General features: G+C 73.7%; 17 protein-coding genes, 1 tRNA gene and 1 pseudogene. 4 read left to right on the top strand and 15 right to left on the bottom strand.

What is annotated here, in order from left to right:
• Positions 1–19: 19 nt before the first annotated feature.
• The 9 genes from AC51EU_RS06360 to AC51EU_RS06320 all read right to left on the bottom strand — a co-directional run bounded on the left by AC51EU_RS06360 (position 20) and on the right by AC51EU_RS06320 (position 7,769).
• Complete coding sequence (locus tag AC51EU_RS06360) at positions 20–1,459, bottom strand: MFS transporter (protein ID WP_496265668.1); 1,440 nt, start codon at positions 1,457–1,459, stop codon at positions 20–22.
• 218 nt (positions 1,460–1,677) lie between these two features.
• On the bottom strand, positions 1,678–1,803 hold the full coding sequence (locus AC51EU_RS06355) for a hypothetical protein (RefSeq protein ID WP_496265667.1): 126 nt from the start codon (positions 1,801–1,803) through the stop codon (positions 1,678–1,680).
• A gap of 104 nt (positions 1,804–1,907) precedes the next feature.
• Entirely contained in the window at positions 1,908–2,288 is a 381-nt protein-coding gene (locus AC51EU_RS06350) for a VOC family protein (protein WP_496265666.1), read from the bottom strand.
• Between the two features lie 173 nt (positions 2,289–2,461).
• On the bottom strand, positions 2,462–3,397 hold the full coding sequence (locus AC51EU_RS06345) for an ATP-grasp domain-containing protein (RefSeq protein ID WP_496265665.1): 936 nt from the start codon (positions 3,395–3,397) through the stop codon (positions 2,462–2,464).
• A 60-nt stretch (positions 3,398–3,457) separates the two neighbouring features.
• A complete protein-coding gene (locus tag AC51EU_RS06340; protein WP_496265664.1) occupies positions 3,458–4,309 on the bottom strand; it encodes an endo alpha-1,4 polygalactosaminidase in 852 nt (283 codons plus the stop codon).
• Positions 4,310–4,515: 206 nt separating this feature from the next.
• On the bottom strand, positions 4,516–6,282 hold the full coding sequence (locus AC51EU_RS06335; protein ID WP_496265663.1) for a carbohydrate binding domain-containing protein: 1,767 nt from the start codon (positions 6,280–6,282) through the stop codon (positions 4,516–4,518).
• A gap of 261 nt (positions 6,283–6,543) precedes the next feature.
• The gene (locus AC51EU_RS06330; protein WP_496265662.1) at positions 6,544–6,924 is read right to left on the bottom strand and encodes a hypothetical protein; all 381 of its coding nucleotides are present in this window, start codon (positions 6,922–6,924) and stop codon (positions 6,544–6,546) included.
• Positions 6,925–6,985: 61 nt separating this feature from the next.
• A complete protein-coding gene (locus AC51EU_RS06325) occupies positions 6,986–7,300 on the bottom strand; it encodes a cupredoxin domain-containing protein (RefSeq protein WP_496265661.1) in 315 nt (104 codons plus the stop codon).
• Between the two features lie 395 nt (positions 7,301–7,695).
• Positions 7,696–7,769: transfer RNA gene (locus AC51EU_RS06320), tRNA-Pro, on the bottom strand.
• Positions 7,770–7,927: 158 nt separating this feature from the next.
• On the opposite strand from AC51EU_RS06320, the gene AC51EU_RS06315 reads away from it, so the two are divergent.
• Together AC51EU_RS06315 and AC51EU_RS06310 are read left to right on the top strand one after the other, a co-directional pair.
• Positions 7,928–8,620, top strand: a complete 693-nt coding sequence (locus AC51EU_RS06315; RefSeq protein WP_496265660.1) for a thiamine pyrophosphate-binding protein — start codon at positions 7,928–7,930, stop codon at positions 8,618–8,620.
• A gap of 42 nt (positions 8,621–8,662) precedes the next feature.
• Positions 8,663–9,565 (top strand): transketolase family protein, encoded by a 903-nt coding sequence (locus AC51EU_RS06310; protein ID WP_496265659.1) that lies wholly within the window; start codon positions 8,663–8,665, stop codon positions 9,563–9,565.
• Positions 9,566–9,616: 51 nt separating this feature from the next.
• On the opposite strand, the gene AC51EU_RS06305 is transcribed toward AC51EU_RS06310, so the two are convergent.
• The gene (locus tag AC51EU_RS06305; RefSeq protein WP_496265658.1) at positions 9,617–10,540 is read right to left on the bottom strand and encodes an alpha/beta fold hydrolase; all 924 of its coding nucleotides are present in this window, start codon (positions 10,538–10,540) and stop codon (positions 9,617–9,619) included.
• A 257-nt stretch (positions 10,541–10,797) separates the two neighbouring features.
• On the opposite strand from AC51EU_RS06305, the gene AC51EU_RS06300 reads away from it, so the two are divergent.
• A complete protein-coding gene (locus AC51EU_RS06300) occupies positions 10,798–13,995 on the top strand; it encodes an amidohydrolase family protein (RefSeq protein ID WP_496265657.1) in 3,198 nt (1,065 codons plus the stop codon).
• 312 nt (positions 13,996–14,307) lie between these two features.
• Positions 14,308–15,648: an acyl-CoA dehydrogenase family protein gene (locus tag AC51EU_RS06295; protein WP_496265656.1), complete on the top strand. Its 1,341-nt coding sequence runs from the start codon at positions 14,308–14,310 to the stop codon at positions 15,646–15,648.
• Between the two features lie 54 nt (positions 15,649–15,702).
• Here AC51EU_RS06295 and AC51EU_RS06290 read toward each other — a convergent pair whose 3' ends face one another.
• The 5 genes and pseudogenes from AC51EU_RS06290 to AC51EU_RS06270 form a co-directional block, all read right to left on the bottom strand.
• Complete coding sequence (locus tag AC51EU_RS06290) at positions 15,703–16,317, bottom strand: GAF domain-containing protein (protein ID WP_496265655.1); 615 nt, start codon at positions 16,315–16,317, stop codon at positions 15,703–15,705.
• The gene (locus tag AC51EU_RS06285; protein WP_496265654.1) at positions 16,314–16,961 is read right to left on the bottom strand and encodes a GTP-binding protein; all 648 of its coding nucleotides are present in this window, start codon (positions 16,959–16,961) and stop codon (positions 16,314–16,316) included. Before AC51EU_RS06285 ends, AC51EU_RS06290 begins: the two co-directional genes overlap by 4 nt.
• A complete protein-coding gene (locus tag AC51EU_RS06280; RefSeq protein ID WP_496265653.1) occupies positions 16,939–17,337 on the bottom strand; it encodes a DUF742 domain-containing protein in 399 nt (132 codons plus the stop codon). Before AC51EU_RS06280 ends, AC51EU_RS06285 begins: the two co-directional genes overlap by 23 nt.
• Before the next feature lie 2 nt (positions 17,338–17,339).
• Entirely contained in the window at positions 17,340–17,792 is a 453-nt protein-coding gene (locus AC51EU_RS06275) for a roadblock/LC7 domain-containing protein (RefSeq protein WP_496265652.1), read from the bottom strand.
• A pseudogene (locus tag AC51EU_RS06270) lies at positions 17,782–18,042 on the bottom strand (ATP-binding protein); the annotation flags it as partial. The gene AC51EU_RS06275 and the pseudogene AC51EU_RS06270, both read right to left, overlap by 11 nt.

The following is an 18,042-nucleotide window of genomic DNA, read 5'->3' as shown; positions in this document are numbered from 1 at the left end:
TTCCTTGCGAGCTACGGGGTCAGCGGGCGGTGGTGGCCGCGGCGGGGCCGGTGTGCGGGGCGCCGGCCGGGTCGGGAGCGGGGACCGCGCCGTCGTCCTGGGTGCCGGCCTTGATGGGGTCCCACTTCACGACGAGGCAGACGAGCAGGCCGAGGAGGGGGACGACGGAGAGCACCAGGAAGGTGGGGCCGAGGCCCAGTGCCTCCTTGATCTGCGGGAAGACGTAGAGGCCGACGACGCTGCCGAAGCTGCCGACCATGCCGGTGACGCCGGTGCCCAGGGCGCGGATGTCGCTGTGGTACGAGAGGGCGGCGATGGACTTGCCGTTGGCGCCGGGGCCGGCGGAGTGGCAGAGGATGAACAGCACGGGCAGCAGGAACGCGACGGCCGTGGGGATCTTCCCGAAGGTCAGGCCCATGGCGACCAGGGCGGCGAACACCCCGGCGAAGCCGGCGGCGGAGGACAGGCGCAGGCCGAGGCGGCGGCCGAGCCAGGCGGAGGCGAGGCCGCCCGCGATGCCGAAGGCGTTGAAGACCATCGAGCCGACGGTGGCCTTCTCGAAGCTCTCGCCGAAGACGGCGAGGCTGATGACGGGCAGGTACCAGCCGACGGCGAAGTACTGCATCGACTGGCCCAGCGAGATCGCTGACGAGAGCACGGTACGCGGCAGATAGGCGCCCTTGAACAGCAGCCCGGCCCGGCGCGGTCCGGGCGCGGTGGCGGCGGGGGCGTCCGGGCCGGGGGCGCCGGCCTCGGCGTCGATGCCGTAGATCCGGGCGAGGTTGCGGACGGCGTCGCCGAGGCGGCCCTTGCTCGCCAGCCAGGCGGGGCTCTCGGCCAGCAGCGCGGCCTGGAGGGCGAGGAGGACGAGGGCGACGGCGCCCGCGGAGCCGACGGACCAGCGCCAGATGTCCGCTCCGGCGTCGAGCTTGAAGAAGACCAGGGCGAGGGCGAGGTTGCCGGTGCTGGCGGTGTACCAGACGGCTTGCCAGAGGTTGAGGCGTCCGCGGAGCGCGGCGGGGGTGTACTCGGCGAGCAGGGCCATCGCGACGGCGAAGTCGATGCCGTAGGCGACGCCGACGAGGACGCGGCCCAGCCAGACGGTGGTGAAGTCCCCGGCGAGGGCGGCGAGCAGAGCACCGGCGACGGCGAAGACCTTGGCGACGAGCAGCGGGGGGACCCGGCCGACGCGGGTGGCGAGCCAGCCGCCGACCGGGTTGAAGACGATCGCCAGGGCGGGCGCGGTGGCCGTCAGGACGGAGATCTGGGTGCTGCTCAGACGCATCTGGTCGGTCATCGGGCCCAGGCCGGCGCTCAGTGCCGCGTTCGAGTACGCGTCGAGGAACAGCCCGCCGAAGACGAGGTACCAGATGACGCGGGCCCGGCCGGTGAGCCGTCCCCGGCCGTCGATGAGCGCAACGACGTCGGCGACGCCAGTGACGCTCGGACGTTGTGCCATGAATCCGCCTTAGGGAAGGACCCGTCGGCGGTACGGCTGGGGAAAGCAGGCAGGACGAAACCACCGACAGGTGGTCTGTGTCTGTGCCTGTCCAGCGCCGCGGGTGGTGCCGCGGCGCGATTGCATGGCGAGCGTAAGAAGGGGCGGGAGTGACGTCAAGAGGTCGGTGAGGTTTCGTCGGGGGCGTCTCCCCGTGAACTCCCGCCCCCGGCGCCCCCTCACCGCCCGGCCGCGCGCACGCTCTCGCAGGTCAGCGGCGCGGGGCCGGGCCCGCCGGTGCGGGCGAAGCGCGGCCGGACGGCGCGCACGGCGGCGCCGAGCCGTTCGGCGTCCTCCCACGGCACCTCACCGAGCATCGGGGAGTCGCACCAGGCGTCCCGGGTGCCCGGGAGCAGCGGCGGTACACCACGACCGGCCGGGCGGCACCGTCGCCGGCCGTGATGCGCCGTCAGGCGTCGTGCGGATACCAGCGGAGCTCGATCGTGTTGCCGTCCGGGTCGCTGACGTACAGGGACTGGCCCTCGCCACGGGCGCCGAAGCGCGGCCCCGGGCCGTCGACCACCGTGAACTCCCCCGAGTCGATGACCTCCTGCCAGTCGACGGGCTCCACGACCAGGCAGAGGTGGTCGACGTTGGAGCCCTCACGGGGCCCCTCGACGAGGTCGATGATGGTCGTCGGGCTCACGCGCACGGAGGGGAACGGCGCCTCGCCCGCCCGCCAGGCGTCGACGCGGACCGGCTCCAGACCGAGGGGACCGCAGTAGAAGGCGAGCGCGCGCTCGATGTCGGAGACGTTCAGCACCAGGTGGTCGAAGGCGGTGACACGCATGAGAATTCCTCCCGGGCGCCGGGCCCTGCCGGGCACCGTCGGATGGGTGAAGGTGAAGCGGATGTAACGGGAACGTACAGGGCGGACCGGCGCGGCACATCGGCCGTCGGCCCTGGTCCGCAGGCCCTGGTCCGCTCGTCGGACCCACCCGGCCCCCATCCCCGCCGAGCCCGTCAGATCCCGGGGCGGGCCGGCCAGGCGTCCAGGAGGCGCCTGACGCAGTCGACGACGGCGGGTGCCACGGCCGTCATGGCCGGGCGCCACCCCGGTACGGCGTTCACCTCGCAGACCACGTAGGAGTCGTCGCCCGCGAAGAGGAGGTCCACCCCGGCGAAGGCGAGCCCCACGGCACGGGCCGCGCGTACGGCCAGTTCCTCCGCCCGCGGATGACGGCCCAGGCACAGCACGGCCGAGCCGCCGCGGGAGACGTTCGAGGCGAGGCCGCCGTCGGCGGAGGTGCGTACCGCGGCCGCCACGGGCCGCCCGTCGACCACGATGACGCGCAGATCGCGGCCGTGGGAGGAGGCCACATGCTCCTGGAGGAGGACCGGCGTGTCCCCCTCGGCTTCGACCGCCTCCCGCAGCCGGCGCGCGTCGGACGCGAGGAGGACCGCCTGGCCCTGGGTGCCGCTGACGGGCTTGACCACGCAGGGCACTTCGAGGCCGGGGACGTGGACGACGCCCTCCGGCGGGGCCGTGGCGTAGGAGAGGGTGCCGGGCACCGGCAGCCCGGCCAGGGCGAGTTCCTGGAGCTGCCACATCTTGTTGCGGGAGACGAGCAGGGCGTCCAGCGGGTTGACGAGCAGGGCGCCCATCCGCTCCAGATGCCGGAGCAGGGTCATCTCGCGGTCGTGGCGCATCGAGGCGGGGACCTGGCGTACGCACACCACACGCGGTGCGGGAAGCTCCCTCCCGCCCAGCGTGCCGAGGACCAGCCGTCCCTCGCGTACGCCCAGGACCAGTTCATCGGTGTGCCAGACGGCGAACCGGGGGCCGAAGGCCGCCCGGAACGCGTCGGCCAGCTCACTCGTCGAGCGCCGCAGGGTGGCCGGGTGCGCGCGCACCAGCATCCACACCTCGTCCGGCTCCGTCGGAGCGGCGCGTCCCATGTGCCCTCCCGCCCGCGGCCCGCGCGGCCGCGCCCGTCGTGTCCCGGGACCGCCTCCCGGTCAGCAGTCCCGGTAAACGTACCCCGCTCCCTCGGTCGCCGGCCGCAGGTCGCGGTCGCGCAGGGTGAGGGAGAGGCCGGCGCCCCAGCGTCGGCAGGCGTCCTCGAAGTCCTTCTTCCCGTACTCGATGGCGAAGATCCGGTTCTGGTAGGCGTCGGCGAAGGCGGGGCACTCCTTGTAGCGCCCGCACTCCTCGACGACGGCGAAGTCGAACCCGGTGCTGTCGCGCGCGTCCAGGAGTTCGGCGGTGTTCTTCTGGGCGATGGCCAGTCCGCGCCGGTGGGCGCGGTCGGTGAGCAGCTTGGCGAAGGCGACCGCGTCCTTGTCGGTGAGCAGGCCGCCGGAGCGGGTGTACGAGTCCAGGTTGTCCGGCTCGACCGCGTCGAACCCGTCCTTCGCGCAGCCGTCGATCCAGGGCCCGACGATGGCGAGGAGGTCCGTGCGCTTTTCGCGGGTGGAGATGTCGAGCAGCACCTCGCCCCAGTCCTCGTCGACCACGGGAGTGCCGTCGGCCTTCTTCAGCAGCAGGTCGGGGTGGTGGGTCCGCCACCAGTCGACGGCGTCGTCCGGCTGGGTCTGGAAGGCGTTGACGTAACAGATGTTGTACAGTCCGGGCGCGGGCCGCTCGGACCGGTCGCGGGCGACGGCCCGTACCCCCTTGGGCGGGGTGTAGGCGCCGCCGAGCTGGTAGTCGAAGACGGCGTTGGGCTCCGGCTTGCGTATCGACGGCGCCGCAGCGCGCCCGTCGGGGGCCGCCGGCCCGGCCGAGGCGTCCGGCGCGCAGCCGGTCGCCAGAACGACCCCGACGAGCGTGGCCAGAACCCCTGCGTGTCTGCGTGCCGTTGCGTCCATGGACGAGCGGTCTCCCTCGGTGCGTACGGACGACGCGGGCACCCCGCCCGCGTCCGCACCATCTTCGCCCGTCCCGGACGCGCACGGAAAACCCGGACGTCCCGGGCTTCTCCTTCTTTCCACGCGGCGGGGCCCCGGGGCGATCGCTGCCCGACCGTCCCGGGGCCCCGGTCCGGCCGCGTGACGGACGGCCGGACATCCGACGGTCAGTCCACGGAGAAGTCGTCGCCGTAGACGCTGCCCTGCCCGTACCAGCCGTGCAGAGAGACGGTGACGGTGCCGGTCGCGTCCGTGGTGAACGGGACCTTCAGCTGCTGCCAGCCGGAGGACGAGGTCCAGGCGCTGGCCGTGGCGCCGCCGCGCACCCCGAGGTAGGCGTGCTGCCCCTGTACCCAGCCGCTGAGCGTGTACGTCGTGCCGGGGGCGAGGGTCAGTTTCTGGGAGCAGTCGCCGAGCTGCGTCGCGGTGGCCGCGGCCTTGAGCGCGTAGCCGCCGTCGTGCACCGGCGAGGTGACGGTGGCGCCGCCGTTCTCGCAGGTCCAGGGCCCGAGGTCACCGCTCTCGAAGTTGCCGTTGACCACCGCGCCGGTGCTGCCGCCGGGGCCGGAGACGGTGAGTGTGTAGACGGTGGAGTGGCTGGTCGTACCGGCTGTGCCGGTGACCTTGATCTGGTACGTGCCGGGGGCCGCGGACGCGGTGGTGCCCAGGGTGAGCCGCGCCGAGCCGCCCGCGGTGACCGAGGACGGGCTGAGGTCCGCCGTCACCCCGGAGGGCGCGCCGCTCGCGGTCAGCGTCACGTTCCGGGCAGTGCCGGAGGCCACGTCGGTCTTGACGGTGGTGGTGACGGAACCGCCGGGGGCGACGGAGCCGGAGGCCGGTGCCGCGGCGAGGGAGAAGTCGTCGGCGACGGGCCCTCCGGCGCCGCTGAACGGCGCGAAGGTGTGGGTGAAGTACCAGGTGTCCTGGGCGATGCCGGAGCAGGTGTCGGAGCCGCCGGTGCCGGGGCAGCCGCCGTTGTCCCGCTGGAGGGCCCAGAACGAGAGGGTGTTGATGCCCTTGGCGGTGGCCCAGTCGTAGACGGTCTTGGCGTTGTCGGTGGTGAAGGTCTCCGCCGGGCCGTAGTCGTCGATGCCCGGCATCTCGGTGACGCCGACCATTCCCCAGAGTTCGGCGCTGCTCTTGTCGGGGTACAGCGCGGCGAGTTGCTTCTGGAGCCCGGTGGCCGCGGTCTTGGTGTCCTCGGCCATGTCGTGCTGGGCGCCGTCGTAGTAGTCGAACGTCATGAGGTTGACGACGTCGACCTTCGCCCCGTTGGAGACGGCGTTGCGCAGCACCGCGCGCCCGCTGTCGGCGAGGCCGCTCGTCGTGGTGGGCAGGGTGTAGGAGATCTGGAGGGACCGGCCGTTGGCGGCGGCCCATTCCTGGACCTTCTTGATCGCCTTGTTGCGGCGGTCGATGCCGGCGCTGTTCTCCAGCGAGTTGTCCTCGATGTCCATGTCGAGGCGGGGCACGTCGTAGGTGGTGACGACCTTCTCGTAGGCCGCCGCGATGGCGTCGACGTCCGTACAGCTGTCGGCGATCTCGGTGCCGCCGTTGTCGGCCGCGTACCCCCCGAAGGAGGGGATCACATCGCCGCCGCGGGAGCGGAGGGTGGTGATGTCCTTGCCGTAGACGGACGAGGAGATGGGCTGTCCGGTGTCGCCGTCCCAGTACGGCGTGCACGACCCCCGCGCCTCGGTCTGGACGAAGGCCATGGTCAGATACTTGGCCCCGGACTTCTGCGCCAGGTCGGCGGGGCTGTCGGGGTTGTACGTCTCGAAGTAGGGCGCGAAGACGTGCGCGGGCAGTCCCGCGCCGGCGGACGGCACGGTGGCGGCCGGCGCGGCCGCCGCGGTCGTCAGCACGAGCCCGGCGGAGGCCGCCACGGTGGTCAGCACGGCCACCAGCGCACGAACCGTTCTCGGTCGTCTCATACCAGTACTCCCGGTGGGGGTGGAGAACGACAGGGGGAATCACACGGTGGAACCGCCCGCAAGGGGCGTCGGAACCTGTACCTGTGAACCCGGCCGGGCATCACCGGCCACACGGCCCCGCACGAACCGCGCAGCCCGACCATGATTGGTCTGGACCATCAACACGTCAAGATGTCACGCACGTTCGTTTGCCGAAGCCCGTCCGCCGTCCCCGCGGACCGCCCCCTCGTCGCGTTCCGCGCACGAGCGCCCCGGGCCGGATCAGCCCGCCCGGGAGCGTGACGGGCGGACGGCCAGGTACCCGGCGAGCGCGGCAACGGCGCCGACGGCCTCGGCGAGCGCGGTGGCGGTCTTCTTCGGGAACCACGTCGGCTCGTACATGTCCGGCAGCGGGCCGAGCGCCCCCACATCCACGTACCGGTAGAGCAGTACGGCGCCCAGGGCGGAGACGGACACCAGGAAGGCGAACGCCCACACCGCCCTCCGACGGCCGGCGACCACGACGAGGAGGGCGGCCAGGGACGCCGCGGCGGCCTCGGCGCGGAACAGCGTGCCCTGGCTGATGCGCTGTCCGACCTGGTCGTACGCGGGAGCGAGGCCGGCGTGGACGTACGCGTTCACCGCCAGGGCCGCGGCGGTCACCGCCTGGAGCACCCGGTGCGCGACACCCCGCGGGCCGGCGCGGTGCCCGTGACCGCCGGGCCTAGGAGCCGCCACGGCCGCCCGTCCCGGGGGCCGGCGAGGGCGAACCACCCTCGGTGACCTGGAGTTTGGCGTCCATGCCGAGTGCCTTGTGGTCGGCGATGGGACACCACAGGTCGTAGCTTCCCGCCCGGAGCGTGACGGTGAACCGTTCCTTGCCGCCCGGAGGGATGGTAGCGGTCTTGGTGGTCGGCACACCGGGCCCGGAGATGGCCAGCGCGTGGGCCACGTCCCCGGCGTTCTCCGCGACGAACGTGTACGTGCCCGGGGCCACCCGCGAGCGGGAAAGGCCCAACGCGTACTCCTTCTCCGTCACCGTGATCTCCGCGGCGGGCCGCCCGGTCGGACCGGGACTCCTGGCCGGCCCCGGGGCCGGGCCGTTGGAGCACGCCGCGGCCGCGGTCAGCGCGGCCCCCACCAGGAGCCGTGTTCCGCGGCGGACCCGCCTCCTGCCCCTGTCCGCCCCGTTCCGCCGCGCGTGAAGGTTCCGCAACGGGAGTACGGCCATGTCCTCGCCTCCTTCCCGCACGAGACTGGCGCACTCTCCCGGCCGGCCGGACGACGACACTCACCGCGCGCCGCTCATCCACCCGGTCGGATCAGGACGGGCGGGCACGCGACGCGGAACAGCAACCCGAAAACGCTCGAAGGCCCCGCTCCACTTTTGTGGAACAGGGCCTTGACCTGCGCGGAAGGCTTCCGACATCACTGTCGGGACGACAGGATTTGAACCTGCGACCCCTTGACCCCCAGTCAAGTGCGCTACCAAGCTGCGCCACGTCCCGTTGCCCGTTCGGTCCGGTGCATTCCCGGCCCGACCGCGCAGAAAGAACAATACCGCATGTCAGAGGGTGCGTGACGCCAGGGAACGCCGGGCGCGGTGCGCGCCAGCGCCGCGACCCGCCCTTGACCTCAAGCTAGGTTGAGGTTGCAGGCTGGGCGCATGACGCACGTAACGACGTCCTTCGACGAACTTCCCGCTCTGATGAGCCTGATGACCGGCGACGAGAAGCACGGGCCGGCCGCCACCTCGACCCTCGACGCGCTCTGGGTCCTCTACGACCGTGTGCTGCGGGTCTCCCCCGGCACCGCCGAGGACCCGGACCGGGACCGCTTCCTGCTGTCCAAGGGGCACGGGCCGATGGCGTACTACGCGATCCTCGCCGCGAAGGGCTTCTTCCCCGCCGACTGGCTGCCGGGGTTCGGCGGCTACGACTCGCCGCTCGGGCACCATCCGGACCGGGTCCTGGTGCCGGGCGCCGAGATCAGCAGCGGCTCGCTCGGGCACGGGCTGCCGCTGGCCGTCGGTACCGCGCTGGGGCTGCGGGCGCAGGGCCGTACGGGGCCCGCCGTCTGGGTCCTCATCGGCGACGCCGAGCTGGACGAGGGCAGCAACCACGAGGCGCTGGCCTTCGCGGGCTCGGCCGGGCTGGAGCGGCTGCACACCCTCGTCATCGACAACGCCTCCGCCAGCCACGCCCGGCCCGGTGGGATCGCCGCCCGCTTCGAGGCGGCGGGCTGGTCCACCACGACCGTCGACGGCCGCGACCACGAGGCCCTGTACAAGGCGTACACCGCCGCGCACCCCGGCCTGCCGCACGCGGTGATCGCCCGGGTCGAGCCCAAGGGCCACTGAGCGCCCCGCGTTTTCCGAGACCAGGACTTTTGAGAGGTTTTCATGACGGACACCATGCGCGACCGCTTCGCCTCGGTCGCCTCGCGACTGCTCGACGACGACCCCCGGCTCGCGGTCGTCCTCGCCGAGATCGGCAGGGACGGTTTCGCCGACGCGGCACGACGCCACCCCGACCGGCTGATCAACGTCGGCATCAGGGAACAACTGCTGATCGGCGTCGGCGGCGGGCTGGCGCTGACCGGGATGCGGCCGATCGTGCACACCTTCGCCAGCTTCCTGGTGGAGCGGCCCTTCGAGCAGGTGAAGCTGGACTTCGGGCACCAGGGGGTGGGCGGCGTCCTGGTGAGCGCCGCCGCCTCGTACGACTGGCCGGAGGGCGGCTTCACCCATATGTCCCCCGGGGATGTCGCCCTGATGGACACCCTCGACGGCTGGACCGTGCACGTCCCCGGCCATCCCGACGAGGCCGAGGCCCTGCTGCGGCATGCCGCGGCGGCGGGCGACGAGTCGGTGTACGTACGGCTCTCCGTGCAGGTCAACGCGGAGCCGCGGCCGGTGGACGGGGGGCGGTTCCACACGGTGCGCGAGGGCCGTGCGGGGGTCGTGGTCGCCGTCGGGCCGATGCTGGACCAGGTGCTCGCCGCGACGGAGGGAATGGATGTGACGGTGCTGTACGCGACGACCGTGCGTCCCTTCGACGCCGCCGCGCTGCGCGCCGCCACCGGCGCTGCCACCACCGATGTGGTGCTGGTGGAGCCGTATCTCGCGGGGACCTCGGTCCGCTGCGTCGACGAGGCACTGGTGGACGTGGCGCACCGGACCCTCGGGCTCGGTGTCGGCCGCCGGGAGCTGCGGCGCTACGGGACGCTCGACGAGCACCTCGCCGCGCAGGGCCTGGACGCGCGTGGTCTGCGGGCGCGGATCGCGGGGTTCCTGGGGCGGTAGGGCCCGCCGCCACCACCGCGTCCGTCTCGCGGCGGTGTGCCGCGCCGCCGCTCAGACCCGGGCGTCGAGCCAGGCCAGCAGGTCCGCGTGGACCTCGTCGCGGTTGGTCTCGTTGAGGATCTCGTGCCGGGCGCCGGGGTAGGCGCGCCAGGTCAGATCGCGGGTGCCGAGGTAGCGGAAGTCCTCCAGGAGTTCGGCGACGAGGGTCAGCCGCTGGTGGCAGGGGTCCTGGTCGCCGACCGCGAGGTGGACGGGGAGGGCCGCCGGGACGCGGGCGAGGTGGCGGGGATCGTTGATCTTGCGGATCGCGCGGATCCAGTCGAGGGCGAGTCCGGCGCAGAACGGGATGCCGCACGCCTCGTCGGCGACATAGCGGTCCACCTCGGCGGTGTCGCGGGAGAGCCAGTCGAAGCCGGTGCGGTGGGGGAAGGGGTCGTTGAAGGAGGCGAAGGCGCGGAGGAGGAAGGGGGAGAGCGCGTCGCGGCCGCGGTCGGCGATCTCCGCCTCCAGTTCCGCGGCGGTGGATTCGAGCTCGGTGCCGGGCAGGGTGCGGAAGGTGCCGGTGAGGATCAGTCCGGCCAGGTCGGCGCCGTACTCCTGGGCGTAGTCGCGGGCGAGCATCGCGCCCATGCTGTGGCCGAGGAGGACCAGCGGGAGTCCGGGGTGCGCGGCGGCCGTGTGGTCGCCGAGGCGCTTGAGGTCGGCGACCGTCGCCCGCCAGGCGTCCTCGCCGGCCACCCCGAGGCCGCCGGTGGAGGGCGCCGTGGCGCCGTGCCCGCGGTGGTCGGAGGCGACGACGGCCATCCCGCGCGCGGCGAGGAAGCGGGCGAACCGGTCGTAGCGCCGGGCGTGTTCACCGGCGCCGTGGGCGATCTGGACGAGGGCGCGCGGCGGCGCGGACTCCGGCAGCCAGGTGTAGGTGGCGATCCGGGCGCCGTCCGGGGCCCGGTGGAACTCCTGCTGCATGGCCGGCATGGCGTCGCCTCCTGACCGCGAGGGGGCCGGGCCGGGACCGGCCACGGCCCGCCCCACTCTCCCGCGCCGGGGCGGGACGCGCCAAGGGGCGCGCGTGGCGTTGTGTCCCCTCCACCCACGCGGCGTGACAGGATCGGGCGGCTTCCGCCGGGGTGTGCCCGCGCGCCGTCCGCCCGGAGAACGGTGCGCGCGGTAGTCCGCGGAGGGCCCGCGGCACCCCGGTCCCGTGCCCGCAACCCCTCGCACCGGGAGGACCGTTGGACACCTCATCACCGACCGAGCACCCCCTCCCGGCCCTCAGCCGCCGCCGGTTCCTCAGGAGCACCGCCACGGCGGCCGCGGTGGCCGGGCTGTCGGACATCGCCGTCCCCGTGACCGCCGCTCCCCCGGACGGCGCCTCCCCCACCGTCCTCTCCTTCACCGCCGCCACCAACGGCGCCGCGACGCTCTCCCCGGACGGGAGACGGCTGGTCGCCGAGATCCAGAGCGTCCTGTGGTCCCTGCCCCGTGACGGCGGCGAGGCGGTGGCGCTCACCCCGGCCGGGCTGGAGCCGACCCGGCCGGTGTTCTCGCCCGACGGCAGCGCCCTCGCCGTGTGCGCCTACCGCGACGGCGGATTCCACCTGTGGACGCTGCGCCCGGACGGCACCGGGCTGCGGCAGCTCACCGACGGCCCCTGGGACGACCGCGGCCCGGCCTGGTCGCCGGACGGCAGCCGGATCGCGTTCGCCTCGGAACGCGGCGGCGACCCGGTGGCCGGCAGCGCGTACCGCGTCCACGTCCTGGACGTCGGCACCGGGCGTCTGACGCGGGTGACCGGGCGCGCCGGGCAGGACGGGCCGCACCAGGACGGCGTCTGGGAGGACTTCGACCCCTGCTGGTCCCCGGACGGCTCGCGCCTGTGGTGCGTACGGGGGCACCTGTCCGGCGGCACGCTGGCCTCCCGTACCGTCGTCTCGGTGCCCGCCGACGGCCGCGGGCCGGTGCGCACCGAGCACACCGGGACGGCCGGGGCCCAGATCATGGCGCCCGCGCTGTCCCCGGCCGGACGCCTCGCGTATCTGCGCACCACACCCGCTCCGGGCCCCACCTGCACCCTGGTGGTGGACGGCCGGGCGGTGGCGGTGGGCGGGGACGTGGCGCCGGTGCCGCCGCGCTGGGTGGGGGACGACACGCTGCTGCTGACGGTCGGCGGGCAGTTCCGGTTCGTCCCGGTGGACGCGCCCGGCCGGGCGCGGGCCGTGCCGTTCACCGCGCGCCTGCCGCTGGAGCGGCCCCGTTACCGCGCCGGGGACCACGGCTTCGACCGGACGGCGGTGCGCCCGGTGCGCGGGGTGCACCTGCCGGCCCTCTCCCCCGACGGGCGGCGCATCGCGTTCGCCGCCCTCGGCTCGCTGTGGCTGGCGCCCGTCGCGGGCGGCGCCCCGCGCCGGCTCGTCCGGGTGCCGGCCACCCGTTATCTCCTCGCGCCGAGCTGGTCCCGCGACGGCCGTTTCCTGCTCTACGCGGACGACCGGGACGGTCTGTTCACCGTCCGCCGCCGCGATCCGGACTCCGGCGAGGAGAGGGTGCTGGCGTCGGGCGGACGGGTGCATCCGGCGCTCTCGCCCGACGGGCGGCGGCTGGCCGCGCTGGACATGGCGGGCAACCTCGTCGTACGGGACATCGAGGGTGGGACGGAGACGGTGGTGGCCGCGCCGATGGAGCAGGGCGGGCTGCCGGGGCGCCCGAGCTGGTCGCCCGACGGCCGCTACCTGGCGCTCTGCGACCGCAACCGGCTCAGCCACCGCTTCCGGGAGGGCTACCACCTCATCCGCATCGCCGACACCGTCACCCGTGCGCACCGGCTGCACGCCTTGGCACCGCACACCTCCCTCTCCGATCGGTACGACTCCGGCCCGGTGTGGTCGCCCGACGGCCGTCATCTCGCGGTGATCTCCGAGTCCGCGCTGTGGGTGCTGCCGGTACGCCCCGACGGCCGCCCGGACGGCGCGCCGCGCCGGCTGACCGACGAGAGCGCCGACCACCCGTCCTGGTCCGGCGACAGCCGCACCCTCCTGTATCTGTCGGCGGGCCGGCTGCGGCTCCTCGACGTGGCGGGCGGGCCGCCCCGGACCGTTCCGCTGTCCCTGGAGACCCGCCCGGCGCGCGGCCGCGACACCGTCGTCCACGCCGGGCGCCTGTGGGACGGCACGGGCCGGTCGGTGCGCGAGGACGTCGATGTGGTGGTGCGTGAGGGACGGATCACCGCCGTCACCCCGCACCGCGCCCGGCGGCACACGGCCCGCCGGGTGGACGCCTCCGCGCACACCGTGCTGCCGGGCCTGTGGGACGCCCACACCCACCCCTGGCAGACGACGTACGGCGGGCGGCAGACCACGCTCCAGCTCGCCTACGGCATCACCACCACCGTCTCCTGGGGCGGCTTCGCCTATGAGCAGGCCCGGCTGCGCGAGGCGCTGGCCTGCGGAGAGCTGGCCGGGCCCCGGCTGCTGACCTGCGGGGAACTGCTGGACGGCAGCCGGGTCGCGTACAGCATGGGGCGGGCCCACCGCACCCGCGCCGGGTGGCGGCGCTCGCTGGAGCGGGCCGCGGCCCTGGAGTGGGACGTGGTCAAGACGTATGTACGGGCGCCGGGCTGGGCGATGGCCCAGGCCGCGCGCTTCGCGCACCAGCGGCTGGGCGCCCGGACGGGCAGCCATCTGCTCTCCCCCGGCGTCCAGACGGGCCAGGACCTGACGACGCATCTCCAGGCGACGCCGCGGCTGGAGTTCGGGCACGCGGTGTCCGCGACCGGGCACGCCTCTCAGGACGTGGAGGAGATCTACACCGCCACCGACTTCCGTCTGGTCATGACGCCGTTCCCGGCGCACGCGCTGCTGGGCGACGACCCGTCGCTGGCGCGGGACGTGCGGGTGACGCGGCTGATGCCGCCGTGGGACACCGCCGCCGTACAGGCGGATGCGCGGCGGCGGCCCACGGCACGGGAGTTGGCGGGCATCGACGTGGAGGTGGGGATCTACCGGCGGGTGCTGGCGGGCGGCGGGCTGGTGGCGCTGGGCACCGACCAGCCGCTGACGCCCGTGGGGCTGGCGCTGCACCTGGGGCTGCGGGCACTGCACCGGGGCGGGCTGAGCGCGGTGGAGGCGTTGCGTACGGCGACGGTGCTGCCCGCGAGGGTGTTCGGCGCCGAGCGGGACCTGGGCACGCTGGAGGCCGGGAAGCTGGGTGATATGACCGTCGTCGACGGGGACCCGTTCACCGATTTCGCGTCACTTGTGCGCACCACCGCCGTACTGCGTGGCGGACTGCTGTTCGAGCAGCGGGAGTTGGTGGAGTCCTTCCCGGACCGCGCGGACCCCGCTCCGCATGCACAAGCGGCGGCGTGGGACGGCGGGGGCTCCGGCACCGACTGGTTGGCGGTGGGGCGGGCGCTCCGCCGCGAGACCTGCTGAGACGTCCCGTGAGGGTGCGGCGCCGTGTCCGCGGCCGGGGCGGGTGGCGCGTGGTGGCGCGGTTCCGGTGACCTCCGCGACCGCTCCCTCCCGTCACGAAAATCCCGCCCCTTGCGCACCTTGGGCCTCCTTCAACACTTCGCATAGATACGGCAGGCCCATGTTTCACACGCGGCGTTTCAGGTATGCCAACGGGTATTGCCCGCGGTAAGCACAGGAACACGGGGAGCGAGGACGGTGGCACACCAGACACCGGTCTCCCGCTCCTGCGCGGCAGCGGCGGCACGGAACGTAGTCGGAGGAGGGCTCGTCTTGCACCGCTATTTCACCGACCAGCGACATGAGGCGCTCAGGCACCGGGTGCGCGATTTCGCCGAGCGCGAGATCCGTCCCCGGGTCGCGGAGATGGAGGCGGGCCGTACGGTCTGCCCCGATCTGTCCCGCCTGATCGCCCGCCAGGGGTGGATAGGCGCGACCGTGCACCGCGCGTACGGCGGGATGGGCGCCGGCCACCTGGCCAAGACCCTCATCATCGAGGAACTGTCCCGGGTGAGCGCCGCGATGGGCGCCATGGCGCAGGCGTCCCAACTGGGCGTGGCGAAGATCGTGCACTTCGGCAGCGAGGAGCAGAAGAAGACCTGGCTGCCGGCCGTCGCCGCGGGCGAGTGCCTGCCCACCATCGCGGTCACCGAGCCGGAGTGCGGCGGCCATGTCCTGGGGATGGAGAGCACCGCCGTCCGCGACGGCGACGACTACGTCCTCAACGGCCACAAGATCTACGTCGGCAACAGCCATATCGGCGATCTGCACGGCGTGATCGTGCGCACCGGAGAGGGGGCCCGGGGCCTGTCCGCGTTCCTCGTGGAGGCCGACCGGCCCGGACTGCGCGTCGGCGCCCAGCGGCCCGCGATGGGCCTGCACGGCTTCGGCTTCGGCGAGCTGTTCCTCGACAACTGCCGTGTCCCGGCGGCGAATCTGCTGGGCCGGGAGGGCGACGGGCTGTCCGTCGCCTATTCGTCGAGCGTGCTCTACGGGCGGCCCAACCTCACCGCGGTGTCGCTCGGCGTCCACCAGGCGGTACTGGACGAGACGACGCGCTTCTGCGTGGAACGGCAGCGCTACGGGCGCCCGTTGGCCGACCTCGACCACATCACCCTCAAGCTCGGCCGCATCCAGTCCCGGCTGCTGACCGCGCGACTGGCCGCGTATCACGCGGTGCATCTGCTGGACAGCGGGAAGCCGTGCGACCCGGAGCTGATGAACGCCAAGCTGGTGAACGTCGAGTCCGCGCTGGACTCGGCGCGCGACGCGATGGAGATCCATGCCGCGTGCGGGCTGTTCACCGACCGGCCCGTGGAGCGCTTCCTGCGCGACGCGCACCACATCCTCGCCCCGGCCGGCACCTCGGAGGTCCAGCTGCTGCGGCTGGGCGAGGTGGCGCTGGGGCGGGCGAAGGGCGAGTGGTCGTCGCGGCTGGCGGACCTGGTGCGGCTCGACCCGTCGGAGCGTACGGAGGAGACGTTCCCGCCCGGCGCGGCGGGGACAACGCCGGTGACGGCGGCGGAGGCGGAGGCCGCGGTGGCCGCCGCCCTGCCCGGTCCGCGCAGCGCCGCGGACGCGGGCCGTCCCTCCCGTCTCACGCGCCTGAGATGAAGGACGGCCGCCGCGGACCGGGGGACGGTCCGCGGCGGCACGGGAGGGAGCGGGTCAGGCGGACGGGACACCGCCCTGTTCCCACTCCATCCGGTGGATCCGCTCGACGAGTTCGGCGGCCATCGCCTTGATCGTCTCCAGTCCCTCACGGCCCCAGGGCCGCGGTTCGAGGTCCACCACGCACACGGTGCCCAGCGCGGTACCCGTACGGTCGATCAGCGGCGCGCCGAGGTAGGAGCGGATGCCGATCGCGTCGACGACGGGGTTCCCCGCGAAGCGGGGGTAGTCGCAGACGTCCTCCAGCACCAGCGCCTTGCGGCGGACCACGACGTGCGGGCAGTAGCCGTGGTCGCGGTCCATCACCCGCCCCGGGTGCGCGCTCGCCGGGGCGGGGCCCAGTTCGACGGGTTCCTTGTCCTGGGCGGGGGTGTAGAGCCCGGCGAAGTACTGGCGTCGTTCGTCGAGGAAGTTGACCATCGCGTAGGGCGCGTTGGTGGTCCGGGCCAGTTTGCGGGCGAACGCGTCGAAGGCGGGCAGCGGCGCGTCCCCGAGCCCCAGGGCCCGCAGCCGCGCGGCGCGCTGGGGCGCCTCGTTGTCCTGGGGGGTGCGCAGCAGGTGGCGCGTGGGGTCGTAGGAGAGGTACGAGGCGTGGGCGGCGAGGCGCTTCATGGCAGCTCCGGGGCGGCGGGGACAGTGGTGAGCAGATGCCGGACGAGGGACACCAGGACATGGCCGGCCGAGCTGTACCGGCGGGCGTCGCAGAGCAGGACGGGGACGTCGGGCGACAGGTCCATGGCGACGCGTACCTCGTCGGGCGCGTAGCGGTGGGAGCCGTCGAACTCGTTGACGGCGACGACGAAGGTGATGCCCCGGCGTTCGAAGAAGTCGACGGCGGCGAAGCACTGGTCGAGGCGGCGGGTGTCGGCGAGGACGACCGCGCCCAGCGCGCCGTGGGACAGCTCGTCCCACATGAACCAGAAGCGCTCCTGGCCGGGGGTTCCGAAGAGGTAGAGCACATGGGCGGGTTCGAGGGTGATCCGCCCGAAGTCCATGGCGACGGTGGTGGTGGTCTTCTCCTCGACGCCGGCCAGGTCGTCGTGGCCGACGCTGACCTGGGTGAGGAGTTCCTCCGTGCTGAGGGGTTCGATCTCGCTGACCGCGCCGACGAAGGTGGTCTTGCCGACCCCGAAGCCGCCCGCCACGAGGATCTTCAGCGCGGTCGGGAAGACGGGGTCGTCCGCCGGGGTCGGCGGTGCGGGCGCGAGGACGCCGGGGCCGGCCCCGGCGGGGTCACAGTCGTTTGCGTAGGCCATGCAGTACCGCCTCCAGGAGGGCTCGGTCGTTCCGGGGCGCGCATCCCGCCGTGGCGGCGGGGGCCCGTGCGGTCAGCGCCCCGCAGTCGACGAGGTCGGCCAGGAGCACCTTGGTGACGACGGCGGGCAGCCGGATGTGGGCGGCGATCTCGGCGACCGAGACGGGTCCGCCGCAGAGCCCCAGCACCTGGGCGTGGTCGGGGCTCTGGCTGACGGCCGGCCGACGCCCGGTGGCGATCACCATCGTCAGCAGGTCGAAGTGGGCGGTGGGACGGGTGCGCCCGTTGCTGATGGTGTACGGACGGACCAGGCGGCCCGCCTCGTCGTCGTACCACGGGGGTTCCTGGCCGCCCCGCCGCCGGCGACGCAGCGTCATGGTCAGTGTCCGTCCGCGGACGCCGCCGGGCGGCGCGGCGGTGTGGACAGGTACGGCCTCACGCTCTTGACCAGCATCCCCATCTCGTACCCCAGCACCGCCACATCGGCCTCGCGGCCCGCGAGGACGGACAGGCAGGCGCCCGATCCCGCGGTGGAGACGAACAGGAAGGTGGACTCCAGCTCGACGACGACCTGGAGGACGTCGTCGCCCTCCCCGAAGCGTGTCCCGGCGCTGCGGGCGAGGGAGTAGAGGCCGGAGGAGAGCGCCGCCATGTGGTCGGCGCTGTCGGGGTCGAATCCGTGGGCGGCCTTGACCAGGCCGTCGGAGGACAGCAGGAGCGCGCTGCGGGCGTGCGGTACGCGTTGCACGAGACCGGTCAGCAGCCAGGACAGGTCCGTGTGCTGAGCGCCCTGCGGCTGTGCGTGCGCCGGCGTGTGCAGATCACTCACCATGGTTGTGGTCGTCTCCTCGGGGGCGGCCCGTCGGGGCCTCGTGGTCGCGGTTGTCGTACGGAGGGGTGCCGGCCGGTACGGCGTGTTCGCCGTTCCGGGGCGGGGTGAGGTCGGGTCCGGCGGCGACATGGCCGGCCGCGTAGGCGTCGTCGGAGAGGCTGACACCGCGTCGGAAGGCGGCCATCAGCCCGGGGTCGTGCTCCGGTTCCGGGCCGTCGCGGTGGCGGGCGCCGGGCAGGATCGGCTCGCC

Source organism: Candidatus Streptomyces philanthi (assembly GCF_059553635.1).
The sequence above is the reverse complement of the archived record's forward strand: the minus strand, read 5'-3'. Positions and strand labels throughout refer to the sequence as shown.

Excerpts from the sequence above, each read along its gene's own strand:
- AC51EU_RS06360 (WP_496265668.1), bottom strand. The coding sequence starts at position 1,459 with ATGGCACAACGTCCGAGCGTCACTGGCGTCGCCGACGTCGTTGCGCTC.
- AC51EU_RS06350 (WP_496265666.1), bottom strand. The coding sequence starts at position 2,288 with ATGCGTGTCACCGCCTTCGACCACCTGGTGCTGAACGTCTCCGACATC.
- AC51EU_RS06345 (WP_496265665.1), bottom strand. The coding sequence starts at position 3,397 with ATGGGACGCGCCGCTCCGACGGAGCCGGACGAGGTGTGGATGCTGGTG.
- AC51EU_RS06340 (WP_496265664.1), bottom strand. The coding sequence starts at position 4,309 with ATGGACGCAACGGCACGCAGACACGCAGGGGTTCTGGCCACGCTCGTC.
- AC51EU_RS06335 (WP_496265663.1), bottom strand. The coding sequence starts at position 6,282 with ATGAGACGACCGAGAACGGTTCGTGCGCTGGTGGCCGTGCTGACCACC.
- AC51EU_RS06315 (WP_496265660.1), top strand. The coding sequence starts at position 7,928 with ATGACGCACGTAACGACGTCCTTCGACGAACTTCCCGCTCTGATGAGC.
- AC51EU_RS06310 (WP_496265659.1), top strand. The coding sequence starts at position 8,663 with ATGACGGACACCATGCGCGACCGCTTCGCCTCGGTCGCCTCGCGACTG.
- AC51EU_RS06305 (WP_496265658.1), bottom strand. The coding sequence starts at position 10,540 with ATGCCGGCCATGCAGCAGGAGTTCCACCGGGCCCCGGACGGCGCCCGG.
- AC51EU_RS06290 (WP_496265655.1), bottom strand. The coding sequence starts at position 16,317 with ATGAAGCGCCTCGCCGCCCACGCCTCGTACCTCTCCTACGACCCCACG.
- AC51EU_RS06285 (WP_496265654.1), bottom strand. The coding sequence starts at position 16,961 with ATGGCCTACGCAAACGACTGTGACCCCGCCGGGGCCGGCCCCGGCGTC.
- AC51EU_RS06280 (WP_496265653.1), bottom strand. The coding sequence starts at position 17,337 with ATGACGCTGCGTCGCCGGCGGCGGGGCGGCCAGGAACCCCCGTGGTAC.
- AC51EU_RS06275 (WP_496265652.1), bottom strand. The coding sequence starts at position 17,792 with ATGGTGAGTGATCTGCACACGCCGGCGCACGCACAGCCGCAGGGCGCT.